Here is a 19,861-nt window from a genome sequence, read left to right as displayed (position 1 = left end):
TTTCGAAAATATTACTGGATCATGCCATAAAAGTCAATCGCTACATTAACACAAAATCTATAGAATTAGATAGGCAATATTCTTGCCAAGAAATTGATAGAAAATACGCTGACAGTCTAACATCTAACAAGTAATATAGTACAATAGATCTGAGAATCTTAAAATAAGCCTGTAAATGAATCATTTTCTTTGATTCACATGAATTCAAAAAAATAGAGAAAGGAGTTATTTCTGATGAATTACATTATCTACGATCTTGAATTTACGGTAAGCCGCAGTACTCGGTATTCTTCCGAAATTATTGATATCGGAGCAGTGAAGGTTGCCCCGATGGATGATGAAGGAAAGCTAGGGGTTGTTGATTCATTTCATACCTATGTACGGCCTTCCAACAAATCCGTTTTATCCACAGATACGATCCAATTCACCGGTATTACGCAGAAAGATATTGATGCAGCTCCTCTATTTCCCGAAGCCGTTCAGCAATTTATCGAATGGTTGCCAGATACCTATTATCTCTGTTCCTGGGGACCAGACGACAAGAGTAAATTCTTATCTCACTGCCGTACGCACCAGGTAAAAGTGGACTGGATCAGGAACCATAATGATATCCAAAAACAAATCTCAAGAGCACTTCGTAAAGAAGGCGGCTCCCGCCAGCTTGGACTAAGTCAGGCTCTTACGATGTGTGGTATTCCATTTGACGGCACCCAGCATCGCGCTCTTGATGACGCCATCAATACAGCGAAAATATTTATTCATCACTTTGAACACTTGAAGCTTGCGGAGAACAGTGCCGCCGACGAAGAAGGAACAAAATCCAAACTTGTATATTCGAGCGGAGATGATGATAAACATAATCCCTTTGGAGATCTTGCCAACTTGCTTAGACCATCTGATTCCTAATACGAAACGGGTTACTCCTCTTGATAGAAACAAAGCCAATTCTTGAGCCTCTCTCGTAATTGATCTCGGTAATACGGGGGCTCGAGTATTTCGGCAGCAGGTCCATAAGGCATAAGCCAGTCCATAAATTCTTCACTGTTATTCACCATGACTTCCAGTATCATATTGCCATCTGGTTCATGTATATATTTAGGCTTTACCAGAAACTCACTTCGTTTCATCTTCTCCACAGCTTCCTTATAAAACCTCACTTTAAACAAGGTTCGTTCCACCCCTGCATTGACAGAAAATGTGTCTTTCATGGAGATGTTTTGGGCATATATTTCTCTCCGGAAGGTCTGAGGCATGATCTCCGCTTCAAGAAAGCAGCTCATTCGAAATGACTCTACTCTTTCTGTATTATGACAATATCCGATTACATAAAAATGATTTCCCTTCGGTACTAAATGATACGGATCGATTGTTAGTTTTCGATTAGATTGCTCTATACTAACAAACCCTTCAACGCCCTTAATCGGCGAATCATAGACAGCCTGGATTGTATTCTGTGACAAAGAAGCTTGTATAATACTGACAATGACTTTGTTGTCCCTTTCATCCTGCCAGTGTTCCTCTGCTTTTCCAAGCCGAATGACTTCGGCAAATTGTTCAGCCCATTCGACTCGTTCTGTTTTCTTCTTTAGACTTACGGCCATCACTTTCTCATAGGCACTTTCAAAAGCAGAAGGTAACAATGGTTTGACTTCATCCATAACATCTGCCAGTTTTGCAAAGGCTGTCGTTTCTTCCTCTGACCAATTCAGGGGATAAAGTGCAAATCTGCTAATAAACTGATATCCACGTCCGTGCCCCATATTTACAACCGGAATATGCATGGCACTAAGTGCATCCATATCCCGGTAAATTGTACGCTCTGATGTTTCGCAACGTTCTGCTAACTCTCTTGCTAGAATTCCAGGCTTTGCCTGCACCAAGGTAATAATACGCATCAATCGTATGAGTCGCTCTGTCATGCGATGCCCCCTATAATAATACTATAGTTAAAAAGAACTAATTCGATGTTAACAGATTAGTAGTTCTTTGGACTTATATCGGTTATTACGCTTGTTTTCATTATGTATATTCCGTTATTAATCTAGATGCTATCTGCTAAGTACTGAATAATACGGATACCTAAACAGCAATCTTGTTGCTTATTTTGCTTCTTTATCATAATAATCCTTGCCATAAGATACTTGAAAACCGAGATTCTGCTCTTCTTCCACATCCACGGGATCATAACAAGATTTCTCATGAGTCTGTTCATAATAAAGGCATAATCGACTCAGAATATGAGCCTCTCGATAATACTCTACATCGCCCGTCCGTGCAGCTTGAATCAATAATCCATCGGTATGTCTTTTTATAATCTCTTTTCCTTCTTCACTTCTGCCTCTTTCAAATGCCCTGAGGCTCTGCTTCATAATTACAGTGGATTGACTGAGTATTACATATTTCTGTACCCGTGGGTCTGGTTCTCTTCCAATTACCCCAAAGTGGGTAGATACAAGCAAATTTATTTGTTCTCTTCGCAGTAAAATCCGTTGGTCTTGCTTAGTCTTCAGTGCACTCCAATAGGCGGAACATGCCGGTTTTTTCCCTGGAGATTGAGAACTTACCTCAAATTCTAATAAGAAAGATTTTGTTTTTCCTTTATATGCGTTACCAAGACCAATTACCCAGCCAGCGTCCGATTCCTTTGCCCTCACCCCATGAACCGTTTTAATCTGCATGTCCTTCTCAGGTTTAATTAGCAATTCCACTTCACGGAATAACAGTTTAGGCTGTGTTTTCAGTTGTCTCTTGGCCGGTGGTCCACTGCGCCATTCAATCAGCAAAAACAGTGAATTTTCGCCAGAAACGGGAATAGCTTCGCGGTTCCAAGTATAAAATACATCCAAAGATGAACTCACTACAATCTCTCCCCTCAGTTGCTTTACTTAAATACTAGCAGGATAAAAAGACAACTGATTGTCAGGGAACATATGTTCTTATACAAATAGTTGCAAATTTTTGTGTCTTTACACCATCCATTCGTTATTTTTCGACCTTATATGACAAAAAAACACAAATCTCACAGATCTGTGTTTTTCACCCTATCTTTTTTCATAATAAAAAACCGAACACGGGGAATTTGAATCCTATACCCGTTTCCGATCTGACCGTTCTTTCCTATCCGATGTTGCTCATTATGAAGCATTTTGATATTAACGACGTTTCATTTCTACGGTTCTTTTATTTTTATTAATCGGAGCGTAAGTGACCCCGTCCATAACTAATGCTTTTCCAACTGGTTTTTCATTAACCGTAACACGAATTGTTTTATACACTTTTTTATCTACTCTGCTTTCCATTTCTATATTTCCTCCTTATATATGACAACCACAGTTCATTTTTTCCCGAATTAAGACCTTTTTCTTCTAATTAACCTATTTGAAGTACGTTTAAACATATAAATTATTTTATTTTTGATATATTATATATCCACAAAAAAGGCATTATATGAAACAATAAAAAACATATGAACGTATAAAATAACAGTATTCCCTACTATTCTTTCTTTATTTTAGTTTAATAGGATATATAAGGTGGTGGATCTATGATAAAAAAGCGGCAGCTTCTACTCATGACACTAGTCATGTACAGTCTGCTTCTCATGGTTTCAGATGAGCGGGCTCAGGCCGGGTTTTGGGAAAATGTATATAACGGAGTTGAACAGTTTTCAAATCTGCCGGAGGAAGTAAATAAATTACAGCAGAGCTATGAACAGACGATGACAGAACTGAGCAGCGCCAAAGAAAATATAGAATCATTCCAGGCTCATAATGAAGAATTGATCGCACAGAATCAGTATCTCATGGAGCAAAATGAAAGCCTTACTTCCATGGTTAGTCAGCTGCAAAAAGCAGAAGAACAACGAATGAAGACACAAAAAAGAGTAACGACGACGGTAATAACAGCTATCGGCCTTATTCTTTTCTACTTCGTGCTTGTCCGTATCATTCGTTATCGTATGCAAAGACATTCAAGATTATAGTTTACATCCAGGCTTCTCTATTTCTAGAAAGGAACAGAACAAAAAATGCAAATATCTCAAGGACATGAAGCTTCTATGGTTACCGGACAAGCTGTTACTTTTTCTTTAGCAGAAGGAGACAAAATCCATGTACTTCATCCACAGCAGATTGTTGCTTACCGCGGGTCCGGTACGGGCAGAAATGATCGTCTCATGAATATTAGCGGAATGTACCGTAAACATAAGCTGATAAAGTCCGAGATTAGCGGTCCATGCCAGTTTGTCACTGCCCTGCCCCCTGGGTTCAGCATGAAATCGATCAAACTTGAAAAAGAAAGTGATCTGCTGTACGACTTCCGGCATTTATTCTTCTATAGTGAAGGGATTCAAATGCAGACAAAAATTCTTAAGGTCAAGAATATGCTGATCACCAGAGATGCAATTAAAATGAAATTTTCGGGTAACGGAGTGATCGGTATTCTCACGCAAGGTCAAGTCTGTGAACAAGAACTTCATCCCACTGCCCCGCTCTATGTGGATGCGAGCAGTGTCATCGCTTATCCGGAAAATGCAAAACTGGAACTCACCGTATATGGAAACCACCTAGCGAGTCAGCATATGAACTACCACTGGAAGATGACCGGGCGAGGTACGGTTCTGTTTCAGGCGGGCCGAGAAAATCGGAAACTGGAGAGTGATATAAACAATGACGAGGGGCTTTTTAAACGAATTTTGCGCGAAGTGTTACCTTTTGGAAATGTATTGATTAAGTAAAAGGTCTTCTATTGTGCCTATTTTCTGCTATAATACTACGAGTACGATAAAAACTAACGACAACTACAAATATAAATCCATGGATCATCATGCGGGATATCTGATTTCCATGGGAGAGGTTCGCGAACTCCCTCTATAAAAAACTATACAGATTGTCTAATAAGCAGGCTATTTACCTTCTCTGTGCAGTCAGCAGCTTTATTTTCTTTCATAAAGTGGCTGGTTGCTCATTTTCGTGTTCGTAAATGATGCCTTGTCAATCTATATAAGTGCCCTTCCATTTGGTAGCGGCCTGTTTTTTTGTTGATCGAGTAAGGAACTTCTCTTTTCTTCCGCTGATGAAACGCGATTCGTTCGTGTTTACTAATCCTAGAAGATAGAGAGGTTTTTTTATGTTTACAAATGAAAAAGCAATCGTCGTATTCAGCGGCGGACAAGATAGCACGACTTGCCTGTTCTGGGCAAAGAAACATTTTGCTGAAGTGGAAGTTGTCACTTTTGATTATGGACAGCGCCATAAACAGGAGATTGAAGTGGCTGCTGATATCGCTCGTGAACTCGGTGTGGAGCAAACGGTTCTTGATATGAGCCTGCTCAATCAACTTGCACCGAATGCCCTCACTCGCAGTGATATTGAGATTTCACAAGAAGAAGGCGAACTGCCAAGCACATTCGTTGATGGAAGAAACCACTTGTTCCTAAGCTTTGCAGCTGTTCTTGCCAAACAAAAAGGCGCACGTCACATTATTACCGGTGTATGTGAGACTGACTTTAGCGGATATCCAGACTGCCGTGACGTATTTGTAAAATCACTGAATGTCACTTTAAACCTGGCAATGGACTATGATTTTGTTCTTCATACCCCTCTCATGTGGCTGAACAAGGCGGAGACTTGGGCAATGGCGGATGAACTCGGTGCATTTGAATTTGTACGTGAGCGTACGCTTACTTGCTATAACGGGATTATGGGCGACGGCTGCGGCGAATGCCCTGCATGTAAACTTCGTAAAGCAGGTCTTGACGAATATACTGCTGAACGTGATCAAAAACCTTCTTCTACTGCTACAGGCGGTGAAAAGCAATGAGACCTGAGCCCGGTACTTTTCGGATTGTAGAGAAGTTGCAACGCATCGGAGAAGATATTCAAAAGGAGCAGCTGCGCTATCACCGTAAACGGGTCCTTATCAGCAAGGAATTTACTTTTGATGCTGCGCACCATCTGCACTGCTATGAAGGCAAATGCAAAAACTTGCATGGTCACACCTATAAAGTCGTATTTGGAATTAGCGGCATTCCCGGTGAGACAGGACTTACCGTTGATTTTGGCGATGTAAAAGAAATCTGGAAAACGCAAATTGAAGGTTATCTTGACCATCAATACTTGAACGAAACCTTACCGCTGATGAATACCACCGCAGAGAATATGGTCGTGTGGATCTATGAACAGATGGAAGCGGCTCTGCAAAGCGAACCTTACTGCTCCCAAATTAACAGCGGACGTACTGAATTTGTGCGTCTCTATGAGACACCTACCAGCTACGCAGAAGTAAGACGGGAGTGGATGATTGATGAGTAATACGCGTCCCATTCCTGTCCTCGAAATCTTTGGACCTACCGTACAAGGGGAAGGCATGGTGATCGGTCAGAAAACGATGTTCGTTCGTACCGCTGGCTGCGACTACCGCTGCTCTTGGTGTGATTCTGCTTTTACGTGGGATGGCACTGCAAAAGATCAGATTCGTCAAATGAGTCAAGAAGAGATTTGGCAAGAGCTTACTTCCATCGGAGGAGATAGGTTCTCGCATGTCACAATCTCTGGCGGTAACCCTGCCATCTTGCCTCAGATCGGTTCCCTTGTAGAACTGCTTCAGGAGCGCGGAATCCGCACAGCAGTAGAGACTCAAGGGTCACGCTGGCAGGATTGGCTTATGGATATTAATGAAGTAACGATCTCACCAAAGCCTCCAAGCTCTGGTATGAACACAAACTGGGATACCTTAGATGATATAGTGAAGCGCCTCGCGGATCGACCTTCGGATAAAGCCTACAGTCTGAAAGTTGTCATCTTCGATGAGCAGGATCTCGCTTACGCGAGAGAAGTCCATCGTCGTTATCCTGGGGTTGCTATGTATTTGCAGACCGGGAATCCAGACGTAGGCACGGGAGATACAGAGAATCTTGCGTCTTCTCTTCTCCACCGTTATGAATGGCTCATTGATCAGACGATGAATCTCTCTGATATGAACGATGTACGTGTCTTGCCGCAGCTCCATACGCTGGTATGGGGAAATAAACGCGGCGTATAAATATAAAATATTAAGATGTATGAAGGAGATATGAACATGGCTGGACGTCAATCCGATGAACTACAAGATATTACACTACTAGGCAACCAAGGAACTAAGTATAAATTTGAATATGATCCAAGCATTTTGGAAACTTTCGATAACAAGCATCCTTACCGGGATTACTTTGTGAAATTCAACACTCCAGAATTTACAAGCCTATGCCCGATTACAGGACAGCCTGACTTTGCAACGATCCACATCAGCTATATTCCTGACATTAAAATGGTGGAAAGTAAATCACTCAAACTGTATTTGTTCAGTTTCCGAAACCACGGAGATTTCCATGAAGATGTTGTTAACATCATTATGAATGATCTAATTAAACTGATGGACCCGCGTTACATTGAAGTATGGGGTAAATTTACGCCAAGAGGCGGAATCTCGATTGACCCTTACTGCAACTATGGTCGTCCAGGTACAAAATATGAGGAACTTGCGACTCAGCGTTTGTTCCAACATGATATGTATCCTGAAAATATTGATAATCGCTAATCTGTTAAGATTGCAAGCAAACGGAGGTAAGAGGTCGTTTCACTACGAAGTGAGGCACCTCTTTTTCCTTTTTTCCTCCAATATAGGGATTGCTTGATAAGTAAATGATGTCATATGATGTAGAGATCTACTGTTTTTAGTTTGTTAGCAGTTCCGTTTTTACTGAATTACATAGGAAAAGGAGACCTTACATGTCACTCAATTCACTGACGAAGACCGGTTCTGCTTCTCGGCCGCTTCCTCGTCCTGATGCCGGTTCTCAGACAATCTACCGGATTCTGATTGCGATCGGTCTCGTTCATCTGCTTAATGACTCGGTTCAGTCGGTTATTCCTGCGATTTTCCCTGTACTGCAAGACTCCATGGGCATCAGTTACAGCCAGATGGGCTGGATTGCTTTTGCACTAAATATAACTGCATCCATTATGCAGCCGGTAGTCGGTTATTTTTCCGATAAGAGGCCCACTCCCGCCCTCTTGCCTATTGGGATGGGCTTTACCTGCTCAGGTATGATTTTTCTTGCCTTTGCCGACAGTTACATGGCCGTCATGATGTCCGTTATTCTTGTCGGTCTGGGATCAGCCGCTTTTCACCCGGAAGGTTCTAAAGTCTCTCACATGGCTGCAGGAAATCGCCGGGGATTAGCTCAGTCTATTTTTCAGGTAGGCGGTAATGCAGGTCAGTCTCTTGCTCCACTCCTCACGAGATGGGTATTTATCCCCTTTGGACTGATGGGTTCTATCGGTTTCGCAGCTCTTGCTGCGGTGGGAATTGCAGTACAGATTTTTATTGCTAGATGGTACGGACAAACGCTGAAAAGCGGTGGATACGCTAGGAAAAAAGCAGCAGACGGCGTCATGAATCCTGCGGTGAAAAAGAACATCCTATATGCCTTTTTCATCCTGATTATCTTAGTATTCGTTCGTTCTTGGTATGTATCTTCCATCGGAAGTTACTATGCCTTTTTCCTGAAAGATACCTTCTCGCTGTCTACTCAAGATGCACAGATCTATATCTTCTTGTTCCTTGGAGCCGGTGCACTCGGAACTTTCTTTGGAGGACCGCTTGCCGACCGTTTTGGTAAACGAAATATGATCTTTGCTTCCATGGCTTTTGCTGCACCGCTGTCCTTACTGCTTCCTTATGCTAATCTCTTCTGGACGGGCGTACTTCTGTCCATCATCGGCTTTATTATGTTATCCAGCTTTTCGATCACCGTAGTCTATGCACAGATGCTCGTGCCAGGTAAAATCGGAACCGTCTCTGGGATGATTACGGGTCTTGCTTTTGGACTTGGGGGACTTGGTGCGCTTGTGCTGGGGAACTGGATCGATGCGGCAGGCATCAGTCCGGTCATGCAGGTGTGCAGCTTTATGCCGCTGCTGGGCTTCTTAACCTTCCTGCTTCCATCTGACAAGAAACTCGCCACTTGGACGGATCGTACTGTATAAATAGAAACGCCGCGGAGGTTTGTTGGTCAAGACCCCATTTTGTAGACATTGAAAAAAGACCCTAGGCGGTAAACTGGCGTCGGTACTCTACCGGCGTCAGTTTTTTTAGTTTCCGTTGTGGCCGCCTTCGGTTATAAAAACGGATGTATTTCTCCATTCGCCTTTGTGCCTCTGCAAGATTTCGTATATCATAAGGGTAGAGTCCTTCCGTTTTGAGATGCGAGAAGAAACTCTCCATAGAGGCGTTGTCTAGGCAATTGCCTCGGCGAGACATGCTGATTTGGGCGCCAACCTTTGGCAGCATGTCGTGGTAAGCATGAGACGTGTACTGGAACCCTTGGTCGCTGTGAACGACTAGTCCGGTCACGTCTTTTTGCTTGGAAAAGGCTTTTGCGAACGTTTGAAGTACCAGCTCATTATCATTACGCTCACTAAGTTGGTAGGCTACAATCTCGTTATTAAATAGATCTTTCACTGCCGAGAGATACAACCAGCGCTCGCCTACTCGGTATTGGGTCACATCCGTCACCCATTTCTGGTTTGGTTTTTCAGCCGTGAAATTACGCTTAAGCAGATTATCAGCAACACGCTCGGCTGCCTGGTATGTCGCGTTAAATCGACGTTTCCGGCGAATACTGGCTTGAAGACCCATGTTTTGCATCAGGCGTAGTACCTTCTTGTGGTTCATCCATACACCTTCATCCTGCCACAAGAATAGCTGGATCTGTCGGTAGCCATATTTCCCTTCATAGCGTTTGTACACCGTACGGATGAGTTGTTTAGCCTCGGCATCTCGGTCGTTCTTCTTCCGCTTTACATATGCATAGTAGCCGCTTCTAGAGACGCCAAGAAGTTGGCAATGTTCTGCTATTTGGCCGGTGGTCGCCGTTTGTTCGATGAGCCTGAAGCTTTGTTCTTTCCCTCCTGCATCCAGATTTTCAAATACTTTTTTAGCGTGGCATTCTCCCGTTTCAGCTGCTGGACATATCGCTCCTGATCTAAATACTCTTTTCGTCTTCCTCGTTGATCCAACAGACCAAACTCACCTTGTTCACGGTATTTACGCATCCAACGTTTCATTCGGCCCTGATCTTGAATTCCTAAATGATCGTTGATTTGCCGATACGTCCATTTTTCCTCTACGTGCAAACGGATTGCCTCCATCTTGAGTTCCTCAGAATATGTCTTAAACTTTTGACCTTTCATTGCCATAAAAAATACACCCCCTAGAATTTCATCGGTTAACCCAGGGGTTTTTCCAATGTCTATTCTAAGGGGTGCACTTCATTGTCCTTCCCGGCGTTTTTATTTTTTATTCGAGTGTATCCTCTGCTTGCTTCACTTTAGGATCCAGTTTATTTCTAATCTCTATTAAGAGTGTCACCATTTTATACAGGAAAAATAGAATGATACCTACGATCAAAGCAAGTCCGTAAGGAAACATAATAATGACTGCAAAGAAACTAATCACGACAAAAATAAGAAGATATAAAAGATCTTTTCCACCATTGTTCTCCATATGCAGCTGCCCTCCCATCTGAATAATTTTCTCTACTATAAACAATCGATTAGATACCTCAAAGTTAGTTTCTCTTTCTCATTACCCGATATTGCAGAGGTGTATATGCTATCCTGTACTTTGTATGAATGCATGAGAAGACACTCTCTTCTGAAAAATGAAGCCTTTAAACAATATCTGAAATCAAATATCCTCTTTGCCAAGTACACAGAATATTCCATATACGAATGTCAATGAAAAAAGGATGCAATCTGTTCATAAAATTTGTGATCTGAATCACAATTGAAACGTATTTCCTCTTTTATACTGGAGATATCAATAATAAAGCAGGAAGAAAAGAGGTTTTTACATATGTTAAGCAGTCACGATATTTCCATTATTAAATCAACGGTACCTGTTCTTGAAGTACACGGAAAAGACATTACTACATGTTTTTATAAAATGCTGTTTGAGCACCATCCAGAATTATTAAACATCTTCAACCACGCCAATCAGAAAAAAGGGAAACAACAAGCTGCTCTCGCTAATATGGTCTATGCAGCAGCCAAATATATTGATCAGCTGGAAGTTGTTCTTCCTGCAGTTAAAGAGGTAGCTCAGAAACACCGCAGTCTCGGCGTACTCCCTGAACATTACCCGATTGTAGGAAAATATTTACTACTGGCTATTAAAGAAGTGCTTGGAGATGCAGCAACAGATGAGATCATTCATGCTTGGAATAACGCATATGGAGTTATCGCAAGTGTGTTTATTGATATCGAAAAAGAAATGTATGAAAAAGCGGAAGGTCAAGAAGGCGGCTGGACTGGATTCCGTTCCTTTACCATAAATAAAATCGTGGAAGAAAACGAACTTATTCGTTCCTTCTATCTCATTCCATCCGATGGAGGAGCAATTGCTTCCTTTACGCCAGGACAATATGTGAGTGTAAAAGTTCAGGTTCCTGGGGAAACCTACACACAGATTCGTCAGTACAGCTTGTCCGCTGCACCACATGAACCTTACTATCGTATTAGTGTGAAGCGTGAAAATGGGGCTTTGAATACACCAGATGGTAAAGTGTCTAATTACCTTCATAACGTAATCAAAGAAGGAGACAAACTTCTACTGTCTGCTCCAGCTGGTGAATTCAAATTAGAACTTAACGATGATCGTCCTGTCGTCTTTATCGGCGGAGGAATCGGAGTTACTCCGCTCATGAGTATGATGAATACGGTTGTGAAGCAGCAGCCAAACCGCCAAGTCACCTTTATTCATGCAGCTCATAATGGAAAAGTACACGCAATGGGCTCAGAAGTGAAACAACTGGAAGACGTAAGCGAACACGTGACTACCCACTTCTGTTACAGCAACCCGCTCCCTGAAGATACGGGTTACAGTAAAACAGGCCATATTGATCAAGCTTGGCTGCAAGAAATTGTACCTACAACGGACGCACATTTCTATTTCTGTGGTCCACTCTCCTTTATGAAGAGTATTCGGGACAGCTTGATCAGCTGGGGTGTTCGTGAAGAAGACTTGCACTATGAATTCTTCGGTCCAAAAGAAGCCCTATAACCACCGGTTTAGATTTAATTAAATTCACCTGAACGCAAGAGGCGGTTTACCGTCTCTCTACGAAGACCGATCAACTGACCAATTTCTGCTTGGGTTAGGAGATCGGTCATTTTTTCAGGTGCAATATACGTTTCCATCCATGAACGGAGTTTGCGCAGACGCTCGGCAGGTTCAGTTTCGGTCACTTGATCGATTCGCTGCTGCATCATACGAAGTTTCTCTTGAAGCTTTAGAGCTACCTCCCGGTATTTCTCTGGATGTACTGCCAGAGAGTGATACCACTCTGCAGCCGGAATCACTTCGATTTCACAAGTAGATAAAGCCAAGGCTGAGCCAAAACTAGGACCAGGACTAATTAAACTATGATGAGGGAACATCTCCCCGGGAACGATAATATTCACAAGGAATGCGCCGCCATCCTCCTGAATTCTTATGATTTTAAGCATACCTGATTTGAGATGATAAAGAGGCGTCATATCCCCCTGCCGAAATAGCACTTCACCTTTATGTAGTATCATATTTGATCACCTTTAACTTATTATTTCTCTTCTCAAGCTTATGTTTATATTATTCTCGCCCTACATTGTCTATAGTAACAATAAAAGAAGCACCAGATTCATAAACCCCTTGTAAAGGACAGTTTACCACATCCGTGCTTCTTTTTTTTCATTCTGTCTTTTTCATCTGATCTGCTTCGATTTCTTCTAGGATGGGAAATAGATCATCTAACTTACTCATGTCTTTAGTTCCAAGTATCGTCTCTTTTCCGGTACTGGGTAGGTATCCATACTGGGATTGTCCTGCATGCGTAGAAATATAATAGAAAAACATCCGATCCTTGATCTTAGGTCGTTGCCCCACTTCACTTGATATACCGCTGTTCGTTATCCAAAATTTATTTTCATTTCCTCCAATTATACCACTCCATGTAAGCCAAGCCGCATTTCCTTTAACTTCAAAATACTCGGCAATCCCATTATCAATCCAAAAAAAAGCTTTGGACTCTCCTTCAGGAAAGAGTAATTTGAAAGATCCTGCACTGCTCTGACCTCCAGTGAGTTCTTTTAACGTAGTAATTCTCGGAATCGTAATCGCAGCAAGGCGAGCCTTTGTTATATCATCTGAATTCAAATCAGCTTTTGTCTTTTCATTTAACTTTGCTACTTGGACCGTTTTTGTATTTGCGTCCCAAGCTACATCACTGTTGAAATTCTCAGCAATAAATCGAATCGGAACCATAACCCGATTATCTTTAATTAGCATCGACTCCGACTGATTTGGTTTTACACTAAATGTCATGGACTTGGTCGGATGGGCAATCACCAGTGTTTTGGTTTTGTTGTTCCAGCTTTTGATCGAGATTCCTTCCAGCTGCTCAATCGTTCTTAACGGCACAAAAGTAGTTCCATTTTTAATAAAAGGGGCAACGTCTGTTTCTAAAGGTCTATCATTAACAACTACCGATATTGATGTAGCTGCTTGTACGGTTGGCACCATAAAAAACACGGCAAAACAAGTGAGAAAAAATGATTTCCATTTCATATAAATCAACCTCCATAGTGTTTTGGGTGACTTTACATGTAGTATAGACGCTATTACTATGTAAAAGGTTGTTATTTTAAGGCTTACTTTGATTCAATTGATTTTTAGTGAAGACGAACTCACCACGTGTCCAAAATCCTTTTTGTGTGTAACCATCCCGATGAGTTTTGGTCCCATACCCATGTTCTAAGTTATCTTCCCAGCCACCCTCATAAACCGTGCCATCATTCCATTCATAAGAACCTTTTCCGTTAAACATCCCATCTTTCCACTCTCCACCGTAACGATCACCATTAGCGTATTCCTTAACGCCAAACCCATATTCCATATCATTAAACCATTGTCCTTCATACTTAGACCCATCTGACCAGCGATAAACCCCGGTCCCACACCTGAGTCCATTCCTGATTTGCCCATGGTATGTCTCTCCTGATTCATATTCGATACCTATCCGATCTTCCTGTATACTTTCCCATACTCCTTCAACCTTTTTGTTGTCGATGTGAACTATGGATTGTATCAAGTTAGGTTTTGTCTCTCGTTCATGTTCGGATGGAACAGCCACTGTTCCTATTTGGGGTTCAAGCAGCAATGGAGGCGATACAAATTGGTCGTTTACGAAGGTTTTATAATACCAAGCTGTCAGATCATACATTTCTAGCATCAGTGTTTTTACTTTATTGGTTTCAATAAAAATAGAGCTTTCTCTAGTGTCCAAGTACGCTAACTTTTTCAGCATAGTGACCATCGGAATTGGCAGGATGTCGATTTCCATTAAAGCAGATAGATCATTAAAAGGTTCAGAATCATCCTCTTTAACATTCTCATTTTCGAGAATCTTTGTAACAAGTAACTGTCCTATCTCTTTCAGATGATGTAAAGCAATGATGTGATCTGTCTCCATTACACGTTCAGCATGATAAGCCAAGGAATAGATATCCGGCATTTCGTTCTCAAAGATTTTAAAACTCATTTGCCACCTCCCATTCTCTACCCCTTACTTCTACATCATTCTTCAGCTGACCTCCCATTAAAACCCAGAAACTAATTTAATCTTATGAAATTAAACTTGATACCTAAGTAGAAAAATAGCCCTGATCCAATAAATAGTCCCGCAAGAAGTAATCCTCCGAAAACAACTGTTTTTTCAGTTGAAGTCCAATTCCCTTTCATTTGCTCACTCCTTACTAAATGAAATTCAATGCTTACCTTATATGGTCCAGTTCCCTTAGAAGTTTATATAGATAATGCATACCGATAAGCTGCTTACGCAGCGTATTGTTCATCTCCTCCAAAGCCGATTTCGCGATTTGAATCGCGAGGCTGACATTCTGTTCCCTCACCTCACACAGCAGTTTCTTTATTGTCGGAATGTTATAACCTGAGTTCCTGAGAGTCTTGATGAGAACGATTTGCTTTAACGCCTCTGCATTAAACAACCGGTATCCGTTTGTTTGATTACGTTCTACCTCAAGGAGTTCAATTTGATTCCAATAACGGATGGCCGAAGCCGGTATGCCCGTATTTTGTGCGATTTCTTTTATTGTAAAACGCTCAGGTAAGAGGCTTTCGTTCTGTTCCCCTTTTGACTTATCTGTGTTTTCTAACATGCTCACTGCACGCAGCGCAATTTGTTTATCTTGATTTCTCCTCGCCTGAGCGTCATTAATGATCCACAAGGCCTCGTCAATTTCTCCTTAGTAGTCACTGGATCTAATTAGTTGATACGTTAATTCTCCAATCTCCAGTTATCCTTATAGGAGCATCTGCTTTAGCTTGTCCTTGAAAACTTGAGATGATTACTTCTATATTATCCTGAGATGGAATAACTAAATCCGCTTTAAATATTCGTTTTTTATCATTTTCTGATTTCACTTCTTCAAGCAGATTTTCCTCATTAGAGATCGTATAATCGGCGGGGATATCTGCATTAGAAACAAATCTAATGGATGTAGGATCGAGTAATTTCCCTTCTGAATCTTTAATCTCAAATTGACCAACTGAGAGCACTTCAATAAGTGCATAGGGTGCCTGCATTTTGTTCAGGATTTCTACCTCAATGGGAATAATGACGCTACCTTGTTCTTTACTGATCTTCCCTGAGGTTACCTTTATATCGTTAGAAGCCTGATTAAACTCAGTCCCTGTAACCGTGCCGTCCCATTTTTTAATATCTGAGAAGTAACCCTTTACTGCGGAGGCAAACGTCTCGTTTAAGGCTCCTACTGATCCAATGATAATTACAATGGAAGCTGCTACTGCTAATGATATAGCCTGCCTAGATTTCTTTCTTTTCTTCCTTTCATTTTCGGCCATTTCTACTCCAACCCTTACTCTGTCGTTCATAGAATCGGGTATTTTTATGTTATCAATTTCATCTTTAAAATGTTTCATACCGAATGCACCTCCTTAAGACTCTTTTTCATTTTATTTAACGCCCTGTATAGGATTGTTTTTGCTGAGCCTATGGGGATTTCCAAAATGTTAGATATCTCTTTGAAGGTATAATCTTGATAAAAACGTAATAGGACAACATTTTTCTCAGATACATCGAGTTCATCAATCAAATCCTCTAGTGTCAGGCTAAGTAAGATATTGGTATCTAGTGTTACCTCAGAAGTAATACTTTCATTTATGATTTGAGGCTCTATAGGAACTAGTTTATTCTTTTTACGAAGTAAATCTATTGAACAGGATATGGCTATCTTCATTAACCATGTTTTAAAGTACTTAGGTTCCTTTAGTGTCTTTATTGACTTAAAAGAACGGTATGCTGTTTCTTGTACAATGTCCAAGGCTTCTTCTTCATTTTTCACATTAATGTAAGCAAGTCTATAAATATCGTTTTGATAGCTCTGAAATAATGCTAAAAATGAATTTTTATCTCCTCGCTGGGCTTTTTTTATTTCTTTATGCCATTCATTCATGTTCTAAATTCCTCCCTTCTTTAAAAAGATCAGAATGGCTTCATTTTCTATAATTTTCTTCATTCTCTTATTAGACTTTGAGTAACCACTTTTAGCTTTAGAAATATAAATATTTTTGGCAGGTAAACGAAGTTAGTAAAAAGGAAAGAGCAGCTGCCAACCGGCAAACTGCTCCTTGCTATTATCAATTAATGTTTTTTCGTTACTTCAATTATTCATCTTTCAATTTCAGGACAGGAATACGGAATTTTTTTTATATAACAGATTCTGTCCACAATATAGGTTAAGACCGCTAAGTTAAAATGCCCTTATTTTACATATTCCTCTTTTAATATAGAATAATGAACACTATCAGTAAGTACGCCTCTTACCATGTGGTTTCTCCGAAGAGTCCCTTCATACTGCATCCCTAAACGTTTCATCATTCTACTTGAGGCCTCATTCTTTACATCGGATTCTGAAAATACCCGCTCTAAACCTAAAACATGGAAGGCAAGTTCTAGTATTAAGTTTGCGGCTTCATTCATGTAACCATTACCCCAATAAAACCTGCTTAGTATATAACCTAATTCTCCACTTTTGTTCCATTCATGCACTCTGAACTCAATCGTACCCATCATTTTATTGGTCTCTTTTAATACAATTGCATATTTACCAATTGGCTCTTTTAAAAAATAATTCTCTATTAGCTTCTTTGTTTGGTTTAAATCTACATGTCGATCATAAATGTATCGCGTAGTTTCTTCATCAGATGTATGTTCGTACATATCCTCCGCATCCTCAATTGAAACGGGACGTAATAGAATACGCTCACTTTCCATCTGACTGTGTGCATCCATCAAAAGATTTGTATTTTCCATGTTCTTACTCCCTTTATAATGAATTCACCTATACCCCAACCCTAATAATTTTCCATTTTTATACTATAATCTAATTTAGTTAGACCGACAAAGGTTAAATACAGTAATAATCAAACTTTACCAGACTCTCTTGATAAACTAACCTGCTGGTTTGCATAACTAAAAAGGAGCAGTTGCCAACTGGCAAGCTGCTCCCTTATGTGTTCAACTATTGTTTTTCCGTTAGTTCAATAAACTAAGTCTTTGGTACGAGGGCTAAAACTTCCTTCATATATCTAGACAGAGACTCTAGATGGTTCCTAACGGGAATATCTGTTTTCTTCTCGGTTAACTGTGCGGCTGGTACCATAGAAAGCTGGGCTGCAACCACGCTTTTCTTTGGATTTTCCTCAATAATATTTATCAATCCATTTGAGACAGATTCTATGTACTCATTTTTTTTCCCATGCATGATTAAATCAAAGGTATTCTCCAGAAGGGAAGACTTAACTTCAATCTCTTTACCCTTCATTCTGGAGTAGGATAATAATTGATTCATCGTTCCATCAACAGTGTTCGGATTCGTAAATGTAACTATTATTGGCTGATTCATTTTACAGATAATCTTCGAACAATGGCTCGTCAATTTTTATTATAGGAATCGGATAATAATGAAATTCTTCATTAAATATTGAAGTGAAAAAAGTACATGTAATTAAGATAGCATCTACATGGCAATTTGTTATCCAATCAAGTGTCTCAATAACTTTCTTTTCAATAATTTCTTTTGTGAAATCAGCATCCATTTTTATTCGGTCAAGACCTGGATCTACAAAATGAATTAATTCTACATCAAAAATATTTAGAGCTTTTTCAACGTGTTCAATATTTGAATAATGTGCATGAAAGCACCCAATTCTTTTCACACTTATGCCCCCTACGATTTTCATGTATTGTAACCATTTTGAATTGGATTTGTAAACTGTTTTATCATTTGAGTTGTACAATTATTCTGCTGATTAGCAAAAAGGGAGCAGCTGCCAACTGGCAAGATACTCCCTTTTGTTTTCACTAACGTTTTTCCGTTAGTTGAATAGTGGTAGGTGCGACAGCCGTTTTTTAGTTGCACAATTAACGGGGCAGTTTTGCGACAAAACACTGCATGTACAACATAAAGCAAACACCTCAACAGCGCGGTTTCTCTTAGGCCGCGTCTTTTGCATTTAATCCCTCCATAACAAACAACAAAATATATTCTACCCGGGTAATATTGACTTCTCATTTTTACCCGGGTAAAATTATTGAAGTATTCAAAGGAGGATGTACAGAATGAGAGATGGTAAAACGAGCGTTTACTGTACGGCATTTTTGAGTGTGAGAGTCGTCGCCAGTGGTACGTTACGGGACGTTGTTTCTACAGTGAAGAATGCTCTGGATGACAGGGACCTCACACAGCTGCTTATATTTGACGATATCACGGGGAAACAAATAGATGTTGATTTTCGTGGGAAGACAGATGACGTGCTTTTACGATTAGGAGAACAGTTTGGTGACTTGTCCGGTACCGAAATGAATCATCAACCTACACGGCGGGTCGGTCGACCTAAGCTGGGAGTTGTATCCGGTGAGGTTACTTTATTGCCACGGGATTGGGAATGGCTAAAGAGTCAACCTGGAGGAGCATCGGTAACATTACGAAGACTCGTTGGTGAGGCTCGCCGTGCTGGAGGAAAACAGAGTAAGTTACGAGAGTCACAAGAAGCAACATATAACTTTATGACAGCTATGGCTGGGAACTTCCATCAATATGAAGAAGCTCTGCGTGCACTGTATGCTGGTGATTTGGATCGTTTTTACCACTTCATCGATGACTGGACACCTGATATCAGAAACCATATCAAAAAATTAGCCTCTAATGCATTCCCTGAAGGGGACTTATAAAAGAAAGCATGTGTAGAGGTATAGAATTTATTTCGGAATAAAAAGGAAACTACGAAAGGAGCTTCACTATGACAGAGTTTAAATCTATTCGCTATATCGAACCATCACAACACGCCGGCAAGAGGTTTATACAGCGAGGCATTGAGGGCAGCGTCGTTATGTTGAACCTGATGCGTTTTCGTGATGTTGCCGATTACACAGCCAATCCTGAACTAACACCGGAGGTCCCAATCAGCGGTGCCGAAGCTTTCAACCGCTATATCGAGCACACCCTCCCATTTCTCCATGAAAGCGGAGGTGAAATCATGTTTCTTGGCGATGGCGGAGAGTTTCTTATCGGGCCCGAAGATGAAAGATGGGACCTTGTCATGATTATCCGCCAGAGTAGCGCGCAGTCGTTTCTTGCTTTTTCAAGTCATCAAGAGTACATGGCCGGTATCGGGCATCGCACTGCAGCGATCGAAGATTCACGCCTTCTACCTATGACAGAACTTCCGATAGCAAAATAAA

General features: G+C 40.8%; 26 protein-coding genes and 1 riboswitch. Of the genes, 11 read left to right on the top strand and 15 right to left on the bottom strand.

Annotated elements, in window-relative coordinates; genetic code table 11:
• Positions 1–234: 234 nt before the first annotated feature.
• Entirely contained in the window at positions 235–906 is a 672-nt protein-coding gene (locus tag QPK24_RS04995; protein ID WP_285746675.1) for a 3'-5' exonuclease, read from the top strand.
• An 11-nt stretch (positions 907–917) separates the two neighbouring features.
• Here QPK24_RS04995 and QPK24_RS04990 read toward each other — a convergent pair whose 3' ends face one another.
• The 3 genes from QPK24_RS04990 to QPK24_RS04980 all read right to left on the bottom strand — a co-directional run bounded on the left by QPK24_RS04990 (position 918) and on the right by QPK24_RS04980 (position 3,299).
• Positions 918–1,919, bottom strand: a complete 1,002-nt coding sequence (locus QPK24_RS04990; RefSeq protein WP_285746673.1) for a helix-turn-helix transcriptional regulator — start codon at positions 1,917–1,919, stop codon at positions 918–920.
• 180 nt (positions 1,920–2,099) lie between these two features.
• Positions 2,100–2,858: a hypothetical protein gene (locus QPK24_RS04985; RefSeq protein ID WP_285746671.1), complete on the bottom strand. Its 759-nt coding sequence runs from the start codon at positions 2,856–2,858 to the stop codon at positions 2,100–2,102.
• Positions 2,859–3,152: 294 nt separating this feature from the next.
• Complete coding sequence (locus QPK24_RS04980; RefSeq protein WP_191797045.1) at positions 3,153–3,299, bottom strand: hypothetical protein; 147 nt, start codon at positions 3,297–3,299, stop codon at positions 3,153–3,155.
• A 245-nt stretch (positions 3,300–3,544) separates the two neighbouring features.
• Here QPK24_RS04980 and QPK24_RS04975 point away from each other — a divergent pair, with 245 nt between their 5' ends.
• The 7 genes from QPK24_RS04975 to QPK24_RS04945 all read left to right on the top strand — a co-directional run bounded on the left by QPK24_RS04975 (position 3,545) and on the right by QPK24_RS04945 (position 9,026).
• Complete coding sequence (locus QPK24_RS04975; protein WP_285746667.1) at positions 3,545–3,982, top strand: hypothetical protein; 438 nt, start codon at positions 3,545–3,547, stop codon at positions 3,980–3,982.
• A gap of 45 nt (positions 3,983–4,027) precedes the next feature.
• Positions 4,028–4,735 (top strand): AIM24 family protein, encoded by a 708-nt coding sequence (locus QPK24_RS04970; protein WP_285746664.1) that lies wholly within the window; start codon positions 4,028–4,030, stop codon positions 4,733–4,735.
• Positions 4,736–4,844: 109 nt separating this feature from the next.
• A riboswitch (PreQ1 riboswitch) is annotated at positions 4,845–4,888 on the top strand.
• Positions 4,889–5,127: 239 nt separating this feature from the next.
• Positions 5,128–5,820, top strand: coding sequence for a 7-cyano-7-deazaguanine synthase QueC (queC, locus tag QPK24_RS04965; RefSeq protein WP_285746662.1), 693 nt, complete (start codon positions 5,128–5,130; stop codon positions 5,818–5,820).
• Positions 5,817–6,311: a 6-carboxytetrahydropterin synthase QueD gene (gene queD / locus QPK24_RS04960; RefSeq protein WP_285746660.1), complete on the top strand. Its 495-nt coding sequence runs from the start codon at positions 5,817–5,819 to the stop codon at positions 6,309–6,311. The genes queC and queD overlap by 4 nt, the downstream gene beginning before the upstream one ends.
• A complete protein-coding gene (gene queE, locus QPK24_RS04955; protein WP_285746658.1) occupies positions 6,304–7,041 on the top strand; it encodes a 7-carboxy-7-deazaguanine synthase QueE in 738 nt (245 codons plus the stop codon). The genes queD and queE overlap by 8 nt, the downstream gene beginning before the upstream one ends.
• 36 nt (positions 7,042–7,077) lie before the next feature.
• Positions 7,078–7,575: a preQ(1) synthase gene (gene queF / locus QPK24_RS04950; protein WP_160032376.1), complete on the top strand. Its 498-nt coding sequence runs from the start codon at positions 7,078–7,080 to the stop codon at positions 7,573–7,575.
• A gap of 191 nt (positions 7,576–7,766) precedes the next feature.
• Positions 7,767–9,026, top strand: coding sequence for an MFS transporter (locus QPK24_RS04945; protein ID WP_285746655.1), 1,260 nt, complete (start codon positions 7,767–7,769; stop codon positions 9,024–9,026).
• Between the two features lie 61 nt (positions 9,027–9,087).
• Here QPK24_RS04945 and QPK24_RS04940 read toward each other — a convergent pair whose 3' ends face one another.
• From QPK24_RS04940 to QPK24_RS04930, 3 genes are all read right to left on the bottom strand, one after another.
• Positions 9,088–9,897: an IS3 family transposase gene (locus tag QPK24_RS04940; RefSeq protein WP_249716869.1), complete on the bottom strand. Its 810-nt coding sequence runs from the start codon at positions 9,895–9,897 to the stop codon at positions 9,088–9,090.
• Positions 9,894–10,238, bottom strand: a complete 345-nt coding sequence (locus QPK24_RS04935) for a helix-turn-helix domain-containing protein (RefSeq protein ID WP_285746107.1) — start codon at positions 10,236–10,238, stop codon at positions 9,894–9,896. Before QPK24_RS04935 ends, QPK24_RS04940 begins: the two co-directional genes overlap by 4 nt.
• 100 nt (positions 10,239–10,338) lie before the next feature.
• Positions 10,339–10,545, bottom strand: a complete 207-nt coding sequence (locus QPK24_RS04930) for a hypothetical protein (protein ID WP_285746653.1) — start codon at positions 10,543–10,545, stop codon at positions 10,339–10,341.
• Between the two features lie 351 nt (positions 10,546–10,896).
• Here QPK24_RS04930 and hmpA point away from each other — a divergent pair, with 351 nt between their 5' ends.
• The gene (gene hmpA / locus QPK24_RS04925; RefSeq protein ID WP_285746651.1) at positions 10,897–12,102 is read left to right on the top strand and encodes an NO-inducible flavohemoprotein; all 1,206 of its coding nucleotides are present in this window, start codon (positions 10,897–10,899) and stop codon (positions 12,100–12,102) included.
• Between the two features lie 14 nt (positions 12,103–12,116).
• On the opposite strand, the gene QPK24_RS04920 is transcribed toward hmpA, so the two are convergent.
• The 9 genes from QPK24_RS04920 to QPK24_RS04880 form a co-directional block, all read right to left on the bottom strand.
• Positions 12,117–12,620 (bottom strand): Crp/Fnr family transcriptional regulator, encoded by a 504-nt coding sequence (locus QPK24_RS04920; RefSeq protein WP_160032380.1) that lies wholly within the window; start codon positions 12,618–12,620, stop codon positions 12,117–12,119.
• Between the two features lie 148 nt (positions 12,621–12,768).
• Positions 12,769–13,644 carry a copper amine oxidase N-terminal domain-containing protein gene (locus tag QPK24_RS04915; RefSeq protein ID WP_285746648.1) on the bottom strand — a complete coding sequence of 292 codons (876 nt, stop codon included), beginning with the start codon at positions 13,642–13,644 and terminating at the stop codon, positions 12,769–12,771.
• Positions 13,645–13,720: 76 nt separating this feature from the next.
• Entirely contained in the window at positions 13,721–14,617 is an 897-nt protein-coding gene (locus tag QPK24_RS04910; RefSeq protein ID WP_285746646.1) for an MORN repeat-containing protein, read from the bottom strand.
• 232 nt (positions 14,618–14,849) lie between these two features.
• Positions 14,850–15,323: a MerR family transcriptional regulator gene (locus QPK24_RS04905; protein ID WP_285746644.1), complete on the bottom strand. Its 474-nt coding sequence runs from the start codon at positions 15,321–15,323 to the stop codon at positions 14,850–14,852.
• 34 nt (positions 15,324–15,357) lie between these two features.
• Complete coding sequence (locus QPK24_RS04900) at positions 15,358–16,038, bottom strand: hypothetical protein (RefSeq protein ID WP_285746642.1); 681 nt, start codon at positions 16,036–16,038, stop codon at positions 15,358–15,360.
• Entirely contained in the window at positions 16,035–16,571 is a 537-nt protein-coding gene (locus tag QPK24_RS04895) for a sigma-70 family RNA polymerase sigma factor (RefSeq protein ID WP_285746640.1), read from the bottom strand. The genes QPK24_RS04900 and QPK24_RS04895 overlap by 4 nt, the downstream gene beginning before the upstream one ends.
• Positions 16,572–16,879: 308 nt before the next feature.
• A complete protein-coding gene (locus tag QPK24_RS04890) occupies positions 16,880–17,431 on the bottom strand; it encodes a GNAT family N-acetyltransferase (protein ID WP_285746638.1) in 552 nt (183 codons plus the stop codon).
• A gap of 235 nt (positions 17,432–17,666) precedes the next feature.
• A complete protein-coding gene (locus QPK24_RS04885; protein WP_285746636.1) occupies positions 17,667–18,023 on the bottom strand; it encodes a hypothetical protein in 357 nt (118 codons plus the stop codon).
• Between the two features lies 1 nt (position 18,024).
• A complete protein-coding gene (locus tag QPK24_RS04880; RefSeq protein ID WP_285746634.1) occupies positions 18,025–18,336 on the bottom strand; it encodes a hypothetical protein in 312 nt (103 codons plus the stop codon).
• 403 nt (positions 18,337–18,739) lie between these two features.
• Here QPK24_RS04880 and QPK24_RS04875 point away from each other — a divergent pair, with 403 nt between their 5' ends.
• Positions 18,740–19,351, top strand: a complete 612-nt coding sequence (locus QPK24_RS04875) for a DUF2239 family protein (RefSeq protein ID WP_285746632.1) — start codon at positions 18,740–18,742, stop codon at positions 19,349–19,351.
• Between the two features lie 68 nt (positions 19,352–19,419).
• Positions 19,420–19,860, top strand: a complete 441-nt coding sequence (locus QPK24_RS04870; protein ID WP_285746630.1) for a DUF1330 domain-containing protein — start codon at positions 19,420–19,422, stop codon at positions 19,858–19,860.
• Position 19,861 lies beyond the last annotated feature (1 nt).

This window comes from Paenibacillus polygoni (assembly GCF_030263935.1).
Classification (GTDB): Bacteria; Bacillota; Bacilli; order Paenibacillales; family Paenibacillaceae; genus Paenibacillus; species Paenibacillus polygoni.
The sequence above is the reverse complement of the archived record's forward strand: the minus strand, read 5'-3'. Positions and strand labels throughout refer to the sequence as shown.